Here is a 15,146-nt window from a genome sequence, read left to right on the forward strand (position 1 = left end):
AGAAAAACAATCAAAATTGTATCAAGAAGCAAAAAACAAATTAAGATGAAAAAAATAATTCCAGTTCTTTTAATAGCTATGCTTACCATGGCTTTTACATCAACAAATAGCGCTAGTTACAAATGTATGATTCAACTAAAAAATTATACGGGTGAAGGCGCTTACATCACTATTTCATTATTGAATCCGAAAGGAGAATATGATAAAACCTTATATGTAATAGGTGATGATGAAGAATGGTATTCTGACATTACCGAATGGTGGAAATTTCAAGGAAAAGTTCGCGCTGATATCGATGCTATAACTGGCGCTACAGTTAGCGGTGGTGGTAGAACTATTAGTGTACTAAACATAGATAACAACAAGATTGACAAAGGCTATAAAATCAGATTTGAATCGGCTGTAGAAGACCAAGAATACTACAAAGACGATGTAGAATTTGAATTAACAACCGAAAATCTTAAAAACAAATTTGAAGGAAAAGGTTTTATCCGTTACATACGTCTAATGCCTCAATAGTTTAAACAAACATCTAACAAAAATGACCACCTCAATTTGGAGATATAGCCACTTAACCTTGGCTATATCTTCTTCTATATTCGTACTTCTTGCTGCAGTTACAGGTATTATTTTAGCGTTTGAACCTATATCAAAACAGCTATCAGAATACAGCATTTCTAATACAGAAAATATCACCCTAGCTGAAACAATTTCTGAACTACAAAAACAGTATGATGAAGTTATTTCTATTACAGTTGATGAAAATGATTTTGTAACCGCTTCGGTAATTACTAAAGAAGGAAAAAGTGCTACTTTTTATGTAAATCCGTTTACTGGTGAAGAACTAGGAGAACCAGAAAAAAAACATCCTGTTTTTCAATTTGCAACGAGTTTACACAGGTCATTATTTTTAAAATCAACAGGACGTTTCATTGTTGGTTTCGTTTCTTTTTTACTGAGTTTAATAGCTATTACGGGACTTATATTGATTGTCAAACGACAAGGTGGTATAAAACATCTCTTTTCTAAGATTATAAAAGAAGATTTTGCTCAATATTACCATATCATTATCGGAAGATATACACTGATTCCTATTATTATCATCACCTTAACAGGTGTGTATTTATCTTTAGATAAGTTTTCTCTTTTACCTGCGGAAAAAATCAATCACTCTTTTGATATTTCATCTTCTACCTCGGATGAGAAATTAGCGATTGCTGAATTTTCCACTTTTAAAAACATCACTTTAAATACCGTAAAAAGTGTCGAATTCCCTTTTTCTGAAGACGAAGAAGATTTCTTTTTTATAAAACTAACCGACAGCGAATTGCTGGTTCATCAATATACCGGTGCAATTATTAGTAAAGAAAACCTTTCATTAACTAGCATACTCTTAAACTGGAGTTTATTATTACACACAGGAAATGGAACCATTATTTGGTCGATTGTATTGTTGCTTTCTTCAATCTCAATCCTGTTTTTTATCTATTCAGGGTTTGCTATGACTCTTAGTAGAACTAAAAAAAGCTCACTACCTAAAAACAACATTCGCAAAGACAAAGCAGAAATTATCATCTTAGTAGGATCTGAAACAAACAGCACTTTTCAGTTTGCTTCTGCATTGTACAATTCATTAGTTAAAACAAACAACTCTATTTTTATTGATGTTTTAAACAACTATACTTCTTACACGAATGCAAAACATTTAATTGTACTAACTTCAACTTACGGAGACGGAGAGGCACCTTCAAATGCGAACAAGTTTCTAAAATTAATTCAGCAAATAAATAGTCAGAATACGATTAACTATTCGGTGATTGGTTTTGGTTCTAGAGCATACCCTAAATTTTGTCAATTTGCTATTGATATTGATGCTGTATTACAACAACATCCAAAATTTAACTCAGTAGTACCTGTATATAAAATCAACAATCAATCATTTCAAGATTTTAAAACTTGGGGGCATCAATGGAGCAACAAAACAGGAATTGATTTAGAACTAGTTCAAATAATTAAAAAACCTAAAAAGCAACAAACTTTTACTACAGTTTCTAAAACCGATTTAAACAACGACAATTCTTTTTTAGTTCGCTTACAACCTACAAAAAAACTCCGCTTTAATTCAGGAGATTTACTCGCTATTACTCCTAAAGAAGACAATATTGAACGTTTATATTCTGTCGGAAAAATTGATAACGATATTCTATTAAGTATAAAAAAACATGAATTAGGAATTTGCTCTAACCTACTTTATCAATTAGAGGAAAGCGAACCAATTCAAGCAACTATTCAACCAAATAAAGATTTTCATTTTCCGAAAAAGAACAAAGAAGTTATTTTAATAGCTAATGGAACAGGAATTGCTCCTTTTTTAGGAATGCTTCAACAAAAAAATGGCATAAAAACACATTTGTTTTGGGGTGGTAGAACTCAAGAATCTTTGGAGATTTATACTCCTTTACTAAACAACATTGAACAAAACAACATTCATATTGCTTACTCTCAAGAACAAAATAAAGAGTACGTTCAAGACTTATTGGTAAAAGAAGAAAGTACAATTGCTTCTGTTTTACAAAACGGTGGAACAATTATGATTTGCGGTTCTATCAAAATGTTGAAAGGTGTTGAAACTTCTATAGAACAAATTGTTTCAAAAAAGCTGAACGCTTCTTTAAATCACTTTAAAAAGAACAATCAAATTAAAACGGATTGTTATTAATAGGAAATTGGCTGAAGACTGTATTCTTTAAGCTTTCAGCCAATTCCTTTTATCTAGTAAGATTTCTATAAACTAACCACTCACTACTGGCTAACGTCTACTGTCTAGTAACTGACGATAACGAATTCTAATTTATCTACTACGAATTCTAATTTACTCCCAATTCACCTATACATCTGTGGTAATTTTGATCATATAAAAACAACAATTATGTGGTCTAACAACAATTATTCATCAGTATTAAAAATGTATTTGGAAAAATACACAAGTTTAAAATTACAAATCAGTAATAATGGATTAATCGCTTCAGTTGAAAAGCAAGAAAACGGTCAATGGATTAGCGATAGAAACCTACCTAATATCTTAAATAAATTATCAACCGATTTTAATTTAGGTAGAGATGTAACCATCATCTTACAACAGTAAAACTATAATAACCTTAAAACAAAAAACTATGAAACAAAACATTTTAAAAGTAGGTACAGTAATGGGATTACTACTACTTATCGGAGTATTTACGAGCTGCAATGAAACAAAAAAAGAAAACAAAAACCAAAAACTGGGAAATATTGCTAAACTAGATGAAATTATCGAAAATTCTGTGGTAGAATACCGAAACCCTGTAGTTTTCATTACAGGAAATGACAAAGGTAACAGTCATTTTTACGACAGTGCGCGCGTATACTTTAAAGAAAAAAACTATGATGTTATCAACGGAAAATACTCTATTGAAGAAATCATTACTTGGATAAATAGTAATGCTAGTGAAAACCCTTATGGAGAAATTCATATTGTAAACAACAACAATCCGTTTAAAGCAATGAATTTAGAAACGGTTGTAAATGGAGAGAAAATAACTGCTAACAGCTTACAAAAAACAATTGATCAAGGTAGATTACCTTTACTAAAAAGTGATGCTATTACAGATGACACAAAAATTATCTTTCATACCAATGAGTTGGCATCAAACAGTGATTTAGTTAACACGCTAAAAAGTGCTTTCATTACTGAAAATAAAATACCACAAGTAGTTGCATCACCCTATTACAATGTTTTTGGTGGAGAGTTTTCTAACCACTATTTAGCGCAACCGTATTATGTGTTTTATCCAACAGCAAATTCTCCTGGAAAAGTAGATTTATCTAAAGAAATTGCTAAGAAGTATCCAGAAGAAAAAGAAATTGATTGGTACGATGCTTTAAATAACGAAAGAGAGCGCTATGTAGGAGAGCCATACACTGTTCAATACAGCATTCCTGTGAATTTAGAGTTAGATTATCACAATTCTGATAATGAAATTCCACACTTTGTAATGCAAGAAGAAATTATGGATTTTATTGCTGGAGAAGAAAACTTGATGAAAGAAGTACAAAAAACAAACATTCCTCTAGAAAAGTTTAGATGGACTTATATTGTTAAAAACAACCAATTAACAATCACAGGAAAAGCATCTGCTCTGTGTGTTTTAAAACCTTTAGTAAAACCTTACGGTGAATTAGAACATGTAAAACCAGATCCTAATAACAAACGCTTATATGCTATGAAATAACTTATAATTGTTGAACAAACGTCATTACGAATAAAGCAATTCCCTCCTGCCCTTCGTAATGACGTTTAATTTAAGTATGTTTGTTATGATGAAGTTTTTAAACCTTAATTCAACAAAAATTTGCTCTAAAAATAGCTTTGTATCAAGAACCAAAAATCTCTTGATACAAAATTTCGCTTACACAATTTTCATTTTCTTTTTTTGTGGGTTAATAAGTATTTCTGCTCAAAATCAACCCTTAAAAACCTACAATAAAAATGACGGACTTCCAAGTTTACATATTAAAGACGGAGTTCAAGATCGTACAGGTTACTTATGGTTAGCTTCGGATAAAGGCTTAATTCAATATAATGGAAACTCATTTATAACCTACACAACTCAAAACGGATTAATATCCAACAACATAAACGTTGTCAAAGCAAATAACAATACTCTTTTTATCGGAACTGATAAAGGTTTAAGTATCAAAAACCATAACGGTTTCAATAATTTTGAAGGAAACAACGTTAACTGTGTTTTAACTATTAACAATCATACTTTTTTAGGAACAGATAAAGGAATCGTTAGAGTCCGTGAAGATTATCTTTCTCCACTTCGCACTAATTTTCAAATAGATTTAAACAAAGTAAATGACATTAAGTTTGATGGAAAATTTTATTGGATAGCAACTAACAAATCTTTATGGAGACTAGATAAACTTATCAATCCAGAAGTTTTAGATAGAATTGATGTTAACAATTACACTTCTATCTTAATTGATAGTAAAACCATTGTTGCCACCACCTATAATAACGGTCTTAAATTCATAACAAATGATGAAATAGAGACACAAACCATCACTTCACAAAACATTAAGGGAATCAATAAAATCAACAATCAATTTTGGATTATTTCTGAAGATGAAGGTATTGAAGTACTAGATGCTAATTTCAATTTTGAAAGAACTATCAACAAATACAACACCCTTACTACCAATAAAATTTCTACAGCTTTTCAAGATTCCGACAAAAATACGTGGATTGGCACACAAGATAAAGGAATTTATTTTATTAAAAGTGATAGACCTACCCAGAAAAAACCTACTATATCTTTTGAAAATATAGAAGTAGTTTTTAAATCTATTGATAGTATCAATATAAATGGTTACGAAAAAACGTTACAGCTTCCTGCAGATAAAAATCATATTTCATTTTATTACAAAACAGTAGATATTGGCAATTCTAATAATTTAGAATATCGCTATACCTTAAATAATCAAGCAAGTCCTTGGAGTAAGAAAAGTTCTATCGATTTAGCTTATTTATCTCCAGGAAATTACACTTTTACCGCCCAATCAAAAATTGGAGAACTAGAAAGCGATCCTATTGAATTTAACTTTTTTATTGATACTCCCATCTATCAAAAAAAATGGTTTATCTGGTCTGTTATTGGTTTAGCGAGTTTATTATTAGGAAGTATTATTTGGTTGTATGTTCGCAGAATTCAAGCTAAAAATAAAGCTAAAGTAGCAAAACTACAATTAGAAAATCATTTATTATCACTTGAGCAAAAAGCATTGCAATTACAAATGAATCCGCATTTTATTTTCAATGTTTTAAACGGAATAAAAGCCTTAGGTAATTCAGGAAAATCAGTTGAATTAAATACTACAATTAGTAGGTTTGCTACTCTTTTACGTGGTGTTTTACACAATTCAAGACAAGAAGAAATATGTTTGGCAGAAGAAATTACCACGCTAAAAAATTATATTGAATTAGAGCAGCAAATGAATCCGAAACCTTTCGAATATTCAATAATAACAAACCTTACTCTTGATCCTGAAGAAATCCTAATTCCTCCTATGCTTATTCAACCTTTTGTTGAAAATAGTATCAAACATGGAATATCTTCCGTAGAGAACGGAAAAGTGGATATTCATTTCTCTGTGAAAAACGATTTTTTACATTGTGAAATAGTAGATAACGGTATTGGATTTCATCAATCAAAAAAAATAAAGACCACAAGTACACATCAATCGGTTGCATTAAAAGTTACGCAAGAACGAATTGAAAGTTTATCAAAAAAGAGTACTTTTCATATTGATGAAATAATCGAAAACAAACAGGTTAAAGGCACAAAAGTTGCTTTTAAAATTCCTTTAAAAACTGATTTTTAAAAAAGTTAGCTATGAAAAGAAGAAAATTTGTTAAAAAATCACTACTCAGTATTGTTGGAACAGGCTTGTTAACTGGTTTTTACAGTTGGAAAATAGAACCTAACTGGTTAGAGTTTGTTAGAAAAAAAATGCCAATTAAAAATCTACCTCAAAGTCTAGTAGGTAAAACACTTATGCAAATAAGTGATATTCATATAGGAAACAGATTTGATTACACTTACATTATAGATTCTTTTAAAAAAGCACAAAATTTAAATCCTGATTTTGTAGTTTATACAGGAGATTATGTTAGTTATGATAACAAAGAGCAGCTTGAACAATTAAAAGAAGTTTTAAGATTTTCTGTAAAAGGAAAAATTGCTACAATTGGTATCTTAGGGAATCATGACTATGGAAAAAACTGGAAAGAAACGAGCGTATCTAATAAAATATCCGATTTATTAAACCAATCCGGAATAACAGTTTTAAGGAATGAACAAAAAGAATATAGCGGTTTAAATTTTATTGGGCTTGACGATTATTGGGGAACAAATTTTAATCCAGAACCAATTATGAGTCAATATAACAACAATATAGCTAACCTTGTATTATGCCATAACCCTGACGTTTGTGATTTAGATATTTGGAACAATTACAAAGGGTGGATTCTTGCTGGTCATACACATGGAGGACAAGTAAAACCTCCTTTTTTACCTCCATTTATCATACCCGTAAAAAATAAAAAATATGCTTCGGGAGAAATAGATTTAGAAGACGGTAGAACCTTATATATAAATAGAGCATTAGGTCACTTATGGCAAGTGAGATTTAATGTTAGGCCAGAAATAACACTTTTTGAGTTGATTTAAAAATACACTATGAAAAAACTTACTGCAATTTTAGTAGACGATATGCCAACAGCTTTAGATATGCTGCAAAATGATTTGACACAATTTCATCCAGAAATTGAGGTTATTGGCACTGCTAAAAGCGTAGTAGAAGCCTCTAAAATATTACGAAAACAACAACCAGATATTCTGTTTTTAGATATTATGCTAGGTGACGGTACTGGGTTTGATGTCCTTGAAATTCACCCTAACCTTTCTTCAAAAATTATTTTTGTTACTGCTAGTGATGAGTATGCTATTAAAGCCTTTAAATTTGCGGCGATTGATTATGTATTAAAACCCTATTCAAATGAAGATTTGACAAATGCTATTAACAAAGCTAAAGATCAAATTAAACCCGACAAAGAGCAGTTAACTGTACTGCAACAATCCATCGCAAAACCAAATCAACGCCCTAAAAAAATCTCTTTAAACACCTCTGATAAGATTATGGTGGTAAATTTAGACGATATTATTCGTTGTCAGTCCGATAATAATTATACCGAATTTTTCATGAATGATGGGCAAAAAATACTGGTTGGTAAAACGCTTAAACACTTTGCTGACATGTTAAAAGAATTTGATTTTTTAAGAGTTCATCAAAGCCATCTTATTAACATTCAGTTTATTAAAGAATTCATCAAATCAGATGGTGGATATTTAGTTTTAAAAAATAAAACAACTATTCCTGTTTCCGTAAGAAAAAAGAACGAAGTTATACAGGTATTAGAAAAAATGTAACCACCGTTTTTTTCCTGATTTTCCTACTATTTTTAACACTTATGTTAAATTTTTATTAAAAATTTATTTAACTTAGTGCTTATAAATTAAAAATTATGGTTGCACTTAAACCAGAAAAAGGTAGGTTACTAATTGCAGATCCAGCAATATTAAATGATAGCTCTTTTAAGAGAACTATTATTTTACTTACTGAGCATACTAAAAAAAGTTCGGTAGGATTTATTTTAAATAGACCCTTAGATCATGTTCTTAGTGATTTAGTTCCTGAAATTGACTGTGATTTTACCGTTTATCAAGGTGGACCTGTAGAGCAAGACAACCTATACTTTATACACAAGGTTCCTCATTTACTTCCTAATAGCATTGAAGTTGCTAAAGGAATTTATTGGGGGGGGAATTTTGAACTTTTAAAAGAGTTACTTAATAAAAAACAACTCGAAGCTACAGACATTCGTTTCTTTTTAGGGTACTCTGGATGGAGTAGTAATCAATTAGATGAAGAACTTGTAATGAATTCTTGGTTTATTACTGAAAATGACTACGACAATATTTTAACCACCAACGATCAAAATTTTTGGAAAGACAAATTATTACAACGTGGTGGTAAATATAAAATTTGGGCAAATGCTCCTAGCGATATACAAATGAACTAACTTGTTACGATTGCTAATTGTAAACTGCTCTTTATTTTATTGGTTATTTCTGTAGAGAATTCTTTTTTTCGGTAATTGGTAACCGATTGAATTCCTATGATTGCATTTGTGATAAAAACTTCGTCTGCCTTTTGAATTTCGAAAGGAGAAATAGCCGTTTCTTCAATTGTATAGTCAGGATGCTTTTCAATAATATCTATTACTTTTTTTCTAACAATTCCTTTAATACAACCCTCTGTTAAAGCTGGTGTTTTCACAACGTTTCCTTTAACTATAAAAAGATTCCCATTAATCGCTTCTACAACTCCTTTTCTTTCATTCAATAAGATACAATTATCTAAATCATTTTCTTCGGCAAAAACAGCCGCTAATGTATTTAGCATTCTATTCGTTGTTTTTACTGTAGATAACAATCCTGAATAATTATAGAAGTCTTTAAAAACATCAACTTTATACACTTCTTTATCAGTATATCCTAACGAACTACCTTCAATGATATAATCAATTTCGTTCGTTATAGGTGTATACAAACCTCCATCTTTTCTAAAAACAGTCAATCGAATTCTATACATTGAAGCCTCTGATAATTCTTTTACCACTTTAGTAATTTCTTCTTGTAAAAATTCAAGAGTAAACTCCATTGGAATCTTCATACGAAGCATACGCATCGAAGCCATTAACCTAAAATAATGATCTTCTAAAAAAACTACTTTCCCATTTACTACTTTAATGGTTTCAAAAATAGCATCACCGTATTTAAACGCTCTATTTTGGGTTGAAAGTTGTACTTCGTTCTCTGCAATTAAAGCTCCGTTAAAATTTACCATTTCTTTAAAAAATTTAAATGCAAACTTACAATTTAGGGAAGTATTAGCCACAAAAAAACTCGACAATTTGCCGAGTTAATCTTTTTAAAAAGGAATCTTACCAAGATTAAGCTCCTATATTATGTTTTAATGCTTCTATTTGATTTTCCCAAAGCATTTTTGCTTCTTCAACATCATCTTCATCATCAGCAAAATCAGTAACAATAACCGCTACATCTTTTGTTAATGGATCCACTTGTATTTTAAATTCAAAATAACTGTCATCATCTTCACTTTCTGTCCACTTAAACTTAATACGTTCATCCGTTTTTTTGGTTAAAATTTTAGCTTCTTCTTCAGAATCATCCCAAAAAAAAGTAATGATTTTACCTCTTGAATTTACTTTATCTGCAAACCACTCTTCTAATCCAGCAGGTGTTGCAAAATATTGATATAACATGCTTGGCGAAGCATGTATAGGAAACTCTAACTCAAATTTTACTTTGCTCATCTATTTTTTTGTTTGATTGCCAATATAGATAATTATTTTTTAAAAAAAAATTTAATGTTTTATTGCCGTAATCCAAAAAGTAATTATATTTGCACCCGCAATCAGGCGAGGTAGCTCAGTTGGTTAGAGCGCAGGATTCATAACCCTGAGGTCACGGGTTCAAATCCCGTCTTCGCTACAAAACCCAAATCATTCGATTTGGGTTTTTATTTTTACTTCATTTTCAAACTCTTATAGATTGCTTCTTTAATTTTATCTTCTGTTATCCAACCGTTATAACCTTTATAATTTTCAGTTATTTTAGTGTTATTCTTTACCTCTTTTAAACTCGCTCCTTTTTCAACTTCTTTTAAAACTTGCGTTTTTAAATCTTCCAACATTTGTAAATACTCTTTTAATTCTTCTTTTGTAGTCACATTTCCATGTCCGGGAATTATTTTAGTACTAGCATCAGCAATTCTCATTATCGTTTTTATTCCTTTTATATAACCATCAATGCTTCCGCCTGAATCTATATCTATATAAGGAAACTTCCCTTGAAAATAAGCATCACTTACATGCAACACATTGCTATTAACAAAATACACTAAAACATCTCCATCCGTATGTGCATTGTGAATATGCGTGACCAGGACAGGCTCTTCATCCATATAGAACTGCATATCTTCTGAAAAAGTAATAACTGGCAATGCTTCTTTTGGCGATGCAGACCTTTTCTCTCCTCTAACAACTTGATCTACACTCATGCGTTTTCGCACATTTTCATGAGAAACAATGATAGCACCCTCTTTTTGAAAATTGGCATTTCCCCCTGTATGGTCACCATGCCAATGCGTATTTATTAAATAAGTTACTGGTTTATCCGTTATCGTTTTTATAGCAGCTTGTATTTTCTTACTTAAAGGTGCAAACTGATCATCAATCATAAAAACACCATTGTTTCCAATAAAGAGTCCTATATTTCCTCCTTGCCCCTTTAAAACATAAACACGATCTGTAAGCTTTTCTGTAGTTATTTTCACTTCTTTTTCTTGTGACAACAAGTTAAATGAATTAACAAAGAAGATTATTAGTACTAATTGTAATGCTTTCATATTCTTAAGGATTTATCTAAGCTATTATTAAAATAAAAATCTAGTTTACAAGATAATACATTTTAAAATGAGCTCCTACTTTTGGAACTTCAAATTCTTCTCCCGTAATTTTAAAACCTAAGTTTTCATAAAATCCTACAGCCTCTTTTCTTGCATTGCACCATAAAACAGTTATCCTTCTTTCTTCTAATATTTCTATTGCTTTATTAATTAACTTTTTCCCCGCTCCCATTCCTCTTACTTCAGGTAAAGTTGCCATTCCTCTTAACTGATATTGCTCCACATCAAAAGCTTCTAGGTTACTTTTCATAAACGTAGCAATACCTACTAGTTTTTTTTCATAAAAAGCTCCTAAATGAAAGGTACTTCCTTCTTCATCTCCTTCAAACTTATAAGGTAAATCGATATTATTTCTTAGTACCGACAATCGTATATCGTACGTTTCTTGAGCCAATATATTTTTTATTTTTATCATCTTAATTTCTTTTAACTCAAAAATACAGAATGAATATACATTTTAAAGCAATTGACAAAAAAGATATCCTCGATATTCTTCCTCTTTTACAAAAGTTGAACACCACCACTCCTCATGATATTTTAAAAACAAGAGTTTTAGAAATGATTGACTGTTATAACTATGAATGTGTAGGTGCTTTTGACCAAGATAAACTTATCGGAATTTCTGGTCTTTGGTATAGTGTTAGACATTATGTAGGAAAAAGTGTAGAACCAGACCATGTTGTTATTGATGAAACCTACAGAGGAAACAATATTGGTAAACAATTTTTTAACTGGATCTATAACTACACCAAGGAAAAAGGATATGAAGCTATTGAGTTAAACACTTATACAGGTAATAGGAAATCTCATAAATTTTACTACAATGAAGGCTTTGAAATATATGGATTTCATTTTGTTAAGGTTTTACGAGATGATAAGACTTTTTATTAGTTTTTTTTTAGAAACAATATTAGAAGCGGACTCTCTCCACTTTTTTCATGCTCAATTTCTATTATTTTCAAGAGATTTAATCTAACATGTATAGAGCAAAACAAAAAGTTCAAAAAACCAATCCAGCTATTATATTCATTTTATGAAAGTTAGAAAAAACCTTCGTTTTTTTATTCATTTTTTTCTAAAAAACCCTTGCAGATTCTAGAAACTGTATTATATTTGCAACCGCTTTACTGCGGGAGTAGCTCAGTTGGTAGAGCGTCAGCCTTCCAAGCTGAATGTCGCCGGTTCGAACCCGGTCTCCCGCTCAAATTTACATAGTGTAAGTAATTACATAAAAAAGCAAAAGCTTTACCGCGGGAGTAGCTCAGTTGGTAGAGCGTCAGCCTTCCAAGCTGAATGTCGCCGGTTCGAACCCGGTCTCCCGCTCAAAAAAAACCGAAACAAATGTTTCGGTTTTTTTATTCTTTATATTTTACGCTATCTATTAAGCTTTAATTTATCTCCAAAGAAGAACAATCCAACTATAATTAACGCCATTATTCCTACCATTATCGTGTGATTCGCTATAACACTTGGTCGTAACACCAAAGTAATTAAATATCCACCTATAGCACCTCCTAAATGCGCCGAATGACCAATATTACCTACTTGATTCTTCATTCCATAAATAGAATACAATAAATACCCAATACCAAACACGTACCCTGGAATTGGAATCGGAATTGGCAACATAATAAGCTCCATACTTGGATACAGCATTATTGAAGAAAAGATAACTCCTGAAACCGCCCCAGAAGCACCTACAGCACTATAATACGGCTCTGTTTTATGTTGATACAACGAATACATACTTCCCGCTAACAAACTAGCAAAGTAAATCAATACAAAATTAAGCGTTCCGAAACTAGAGTCCACTACTTTCCCGAACAGATACAAAGCATACATATTAAACCCTAAGTGCAACCAATCTACATGCAGAAAACCTGACGATATCATTCTTATCTTCTCCCCTCCCAACACTCTTTGCACCTGAAACTTGTATCGATCAAAAAAAACAGGATCACTAAATCCTTTAATCGACATCAACACATTTGCTATAATTAATCCTATAATAATTTGACTCATATCTCTAATATATACTCACAAACATAAACAAAAGTTTACAAAGTAAAGATTGATAATTTAATGCGATATTTGCCAAAAACATGACTTAATGAAATTTTTTATATTTATTCTTGTATATCCTTTGATATGGGTACTTTCAATACTCCCCATGAGAGTACTATACATAATCTCTGATATTTTTCGTATCCTTATTTTCAATCTTATTGGTTACCGTAAAAAAGTAGTTCTTCAAAACATTAAAATGGCTTTTCCTGATAAAAGCGACGATGAAATAAAAAAAATAGCAAGGAAATTTTACAAACACTTTGTCGACTTAATTTTTGAAAGTATTAAATCATTCACCATTAGTAAAAAAGAAATTGAAAAAAGATATATTTACAAAAACATTGACATTATAAATGATTTAGCTTCTAAAGGAAGGAGTATTATTTTAACAGGAGCTCATCAATCAAATTGGGAGCTCTCTTTCGGACTTCCTTTAAAAACCAACATTAGTTGTTACGGTGCTTACACTAAAATCCAAAACCCTTACTTTGAAAAAGCTATTAAATCTTCAAGAACTAAATTTGGATACGACGGAGTCCCTACTTACCTATTCAACAAAAAACTGGAAGAACGAGTAATAAACAACATACAAAGCTTATATATTTTATTAAGCGACCAATCACCTCAGGTACAAAAAACAAAATATTGGGCTACATTTCTAAATAACTGGGTACCTGTTCATACCGGAATGGAAATTTTAGCAAAAAAATACAATTTCGCTATCGTTAACATGAATGTAACCAAAATCAAAAGAGGCTATTATGAAGCCAACTTACAAACCATAACTGAAACTCCAAAAGAGTTTGAAAACTTTGAAATTACTGATAAGTACTTAAAAATTACTGAAGCCCATATTAAAACTCAACCAGAGTTTTATTTATGGACACATAAACGTTTTAAGCATAAAGACAAATACAAAGAATGGCTAAAAAACAAAAAAGCTTCTCAATAAACTGAGAAGCTTTTTTATTCAATACTAATTTTAAAAAGTAAATTTAAAACACAAAAAAACCTTCTCAAATTGAGAAGGTTTTGGGTGAAAGACCGGGTTCGAACCGGCGACCTCCGGAACCACAATCCGGCGCTCTAACCAGCTGAGCTACAATCACCATGTAACTTGCGGGTGCAAATATACAAGCTTTTTACATTGTGGCAAAACTTTTTTTTAAATTAATTTACTAAAACTTTCTATTGCCACGTAACGTTCTGATGTAAAGCCCTCTGCATAATCAACCCCTATTAACCTCCCAAAGTCTCTTGCTCTATACTCTATACTATCTGTAAAATTTTTACTTGTTATTGGTGTTTCTGGCTCATGACTTTTCGGATCATAAAACTGTGATGAGTACGCCATAACAGAAGCTATTTTCTTATCCATAAAACCAGTTACGTCAATTACAAAGTCTGGTTCTATATTTTTCCATTGAATATAATGGTACACTTGTTTTGGACGCCATTTTTCTTGCTGCTGCTGCTCTCCGTCCAATACTGTTTCTATCTTTAATAATCCGCTTAAAAAACAAGCATCCGATACTAACTGACTTCCTTTTGGATGATCAATATGACGGTCATCAATAGCATTACATAATACTATTTCCGGTTGATACTTTCGTATCATCTTAATGATTTCTAATTGATGCTCTTTATCATTTTTGAAAAAACCATCAGCAAAACCTAGGTTTTCACGTACTGAAACTCCAAGGATTTCAGCAGCATTCGCAGCTTCTTTATCACGTAATTCAGCGGAACCTCTTGTTCCTAATTCTCCTCGAGTTAAATCGACTATTCCTACTTTTTTTCCTAACGAAATTTCTTTGGCTATAGTAGCTGCACATCCTAATTCTACATCATCAGGATGCGCGCCAAAAGCTAATATATCTAGTTTCATTTATTTTATTGTTTTCTACAAATCATTCAATAATTAT

The 15,146-nt window shown here is 31.1% G+C and carries 16 protein-coding genes and 4 tRNA genes; 13 read left to right on the plus strand and 7 right to left on the minus strand.

What is annotated here, in order from left to right:
• The first annotated feature begins 45 nt into the window (after positions 1 to 45).
• The 8 genes from ACKTSU_RS09610 (at position 46) to ACKTSU_RS09645 (ending at position 8,683) form a co-directional block, all read left to right on the plus strand.
• On the plus strand, positions 46 to 519 hold the full coding sequence (locus ACKTSU_RS09610) for a DUF2271 domain-containing protein (protein WP_408036200.1): 474 nt from the start codon (positions 46 to 48) through the stop codon (positions 517 to 519).
• Positions 520 to 541: 22 nt separating this feature from the next.
• Positions 542 to 2,719, plus strand: coding sequence for a PepSY domain-containing protein (locus ACKTSU_RS09615; protein WP_408036201.1), 2,178 nt, complete (start codon positions 542 to 544; stop codon positions 2,717 to 2,719).
• A 210-nt stretch (positions 2,720 to 2,929) separates the two neighbouring features.
• Positions 2,930 to 3,145, plus strand: coding sequence for a hypothetical protein (locus ACKTSU_RS09620; RefSeq protein ID WP_274634590.1), 216 nt, complete (start codon positions 2,930 to 2,932; stop codon positions 3,143 to 3,145).
• Positions 3,146 to 3,173: 28 nt separating this feature from the next.
• Positions 3,174 to 4,268 (plus strand): hypothetical protein, encoded by a 1,095-nt coding sequence (locus ACKTSU_RS09625; RefSeq protein ID WP_408036202.1) that lies wholly within the window; start codon positions 3,174 to 3,176, stop codon positions 4,266 to 4,268.
• Between the two features lie 160 nt (positions 4,269 to 4,428).
• A complete protein-coding gene (locus tag ACKTSU_RS09630; RefSeq protein ID WP_408036203.1) occupies positions 4,429 to 6,423 on the plus strand; it encodes a sensor histidine kinase in 1,995 nt (664 codons plus the stop codon).
• Between the two features lie 11 nt (positions 6,424 to 6,434).
• Positions 6,435 to 7,271 carry a metallophosphoesterase gene (locus ACKTSU_RS09635; protein ID WP_408036204.1) on the plus strand — a complete coding sequence of 279 codons (837 nt, stop codon included), beginning with the start codon at positions 6,435 to 6,437 and terminating at the stop codon, positions 7,269 to 7,271.
• Positions 7,272 to 7,280: 9 nt separating this feature from the next.
• Positions 7,281 to 8,030, plus strand: a complete 750-nt coding sequence (locus ACKTSU_RS09640; RefSeq protein ID WP_408036205.1) for a LytR/AlgR family response regulator transcription factor — start codon at positions 7,281 to 7,283, stop codon at positions 8,028 to 8,030.
• Between the two features lie 95 nt (positions 8,031 to 8,125).
• A complete protein-coding gene (locus tag ACKTSU_RS09645) occupies positions 8,126 to 8,683 on the plus strand; it encodes a YqgE/AlgH family protein (protein WP_408036206.1) in 558 nt (185 codons plus the stop codon).
• Here the strand turns inward: ACKTSU_RS09645 and ACKTSU_RS09650 are convergent.
• Positions 8,680 to 9,510, minus strand: a complete 831-nt coding sequence (locus ACKTSU_RS09650) for an aminotransferase class IV (protein ID WP_408036207.1) — start codon at positions 9,508 to 9,510, stop codon at positions 8,680 to 8,682. The two genes, ACKTSU_RS09645 and ACKTSU_RS09650, sit on opposite strands and share 4 nt — an antisense overlap.
• A 106-nt stretch (positions 9,511 to 9,616) precedes the next feature.
• Positions 9,617 to 10,000: an START-like domain-containing protein gene (locus ACKTSU_RS09655; RefSeq protein WP_274634585.1), complete on the minus strand. Its 384-nt coding sequence runs from the start codon at positions 9,998 to 10,000 to the stop codon at positions 9,617 to 9,619.
• Positions 10,001 to 10,104: 104 nt separating this feature from the next.
• Here ACKTSU_RS09655 and ACKTSU_RS09660 point away from each other — a divergent pair.
• Positions 10,105 to 10,178, plus strand: a tRNA-Met gene (locus ACKTSU_RS09660).
• A 34-nt stretch (positions 10,179 to 10,212) separates the two neighbouring features.
• Here the strand turns inward: ACKTSU_RS09660 and ACKTSU_RS09665 are convergent.
• Together ACKTSU_RS09665 and ACKTSU_RS09670 are read right to left on the minus strand one after the other, a co-directional pair.
• The gene (locus ACKTSU_RS09665) at positions 10,213 to 11,094 is read right to left on the minus strand and encodes an MBL fold metallo-hydrolase (RefSeq protein WP_408036208.1); all 882 of its coding nucleotides are present in this window, start codon (positions 11,092 to 11,094) and stop codon (positions 10,213 to 10,215) included.
• 40 nt (positions 11,095 to 11,134) lie between these two features.
• Positions 11,135 to 11,569 carry a GNAT family N-acetyltransferase gene (locus ACKTSU_RS09670; RefSeq protein WP_408036209.1) on the minus strand — a complete coding sequence of 145 codons (435 nt, stop codon included), beginning with the start codon at positions 11,567 to 11,569 and terminating at the stop codon, positions 11,135 to 11,137.
• Positions 11,570 to 11,598: 29 nt separating this feature from the next.
• Between ACKTSU_RS09670 and ACKTSU_RS09675 the strand changes: the two genes are divergently transcribed.
• The 3 genes from ACKTSU_RS09675 (at position 11,599) to ACKTSU_RS09685 (ending at position 12,477) form a co-directional block, all read left to right on the plus strand.
• On the plus strand, positions 11,599 to 12,045 hold the full coding sequence (locus tag ACKTSU_RS09675; protein WP_408036210.1) for a GNAT family N-acetyltransferase: 447 nt from the start codon (positions 11,599 to 11,601) through the stop codon (positions 12,043 to 12,045).
• Positions 12,046 to 12,283: 238 nt separating this feature from the next.
• Positions 12,284 to 12,356, plus strand: a tRNA-Gly gene (locus ACKTSU_RS09680).
• Positions 12,357 to 12,404: 48 nt separating this feature from the next.
• Positions 12,405 to 12,477, plus strand: a tRNA-Gly gene (locus ACKTSU_RS09685).
• A 51-nt stretch (positions 12,478 to 12,528) separates the two neighbouring features.
• On the opposite strand, the gene ACKTSU_RS09690 is transcribed toward ACKTSU_RS09685, so the two are convergent.
• Positions 12,529 to 13,176: a rhomboid family intramembrane serine protease gene (locus ACKTSU_RS09690; protein WP_408036211.1), complete on the minus strand. Its 648-nt coding sequence runs from the start codon at positions 13,174 to 13,176 to the stop codon at positions 12,529 to 12,531.
• A gap of 88 nt (positions 13,177 to 13,264) precedes the next feature.
• Here ACKTSU_RS09690 and ACKTSU_RS09695 point away from each other — a divergent pair, with 88 nt between their 5' ends.
• On the plus strand, positions 13,265 to 14,173 hold the full coding sequence (locus ACKTSU_RS09695) for a lysophospholipid acyltransferase family protein (protein WP_408036212.1): 909 nt from the start codon (positions 13,265 to 13,267) through the stop codon (positions 14,171 to 14,173).
• An 82-nt stretch (positions 14,174 to 14,255) separates the two neighbouring features.
• Here the strand turns inward: ACKTSU_RS09695 and ACKTSU_RS09700 are convergent.
• A tRNA-His gene (locus ACKTSU_RS09700) sits at positions 14,256 to 14,331 on the minus strand.
• A 55-nt stretch (positions 14,332 to 14,386) separates the two neighbouring features.
• Positions 14,387 to 15,109 carry a bacillithiol biosynthesis deacetylase BshB1 gene (bshB1, locus tag ACKTSU_RS09705; RefSeq protein WP_408036213.1) on the minus strand — a complete coding sequence of 241 codons (723 nt, stop codon included), beginning with the start codon at positions 15,107 to 15,109 and terminating at the stop codon, positions 14,387 to 14,389.
• Positions 15,110 to 15,146: the final 37 nt, after the last annotated feature.

The sequence above is a fragment of the Tenacibaculum aestuarii genome, assembly GCF_964510395.1.
GTDB classification, from domain to species: Bacteria; Bacteroidota; Bacteroidia; order Flavobacteriales; family Flavobacteriaceae; genus Polaribacter; species Polaribacter aestuarii.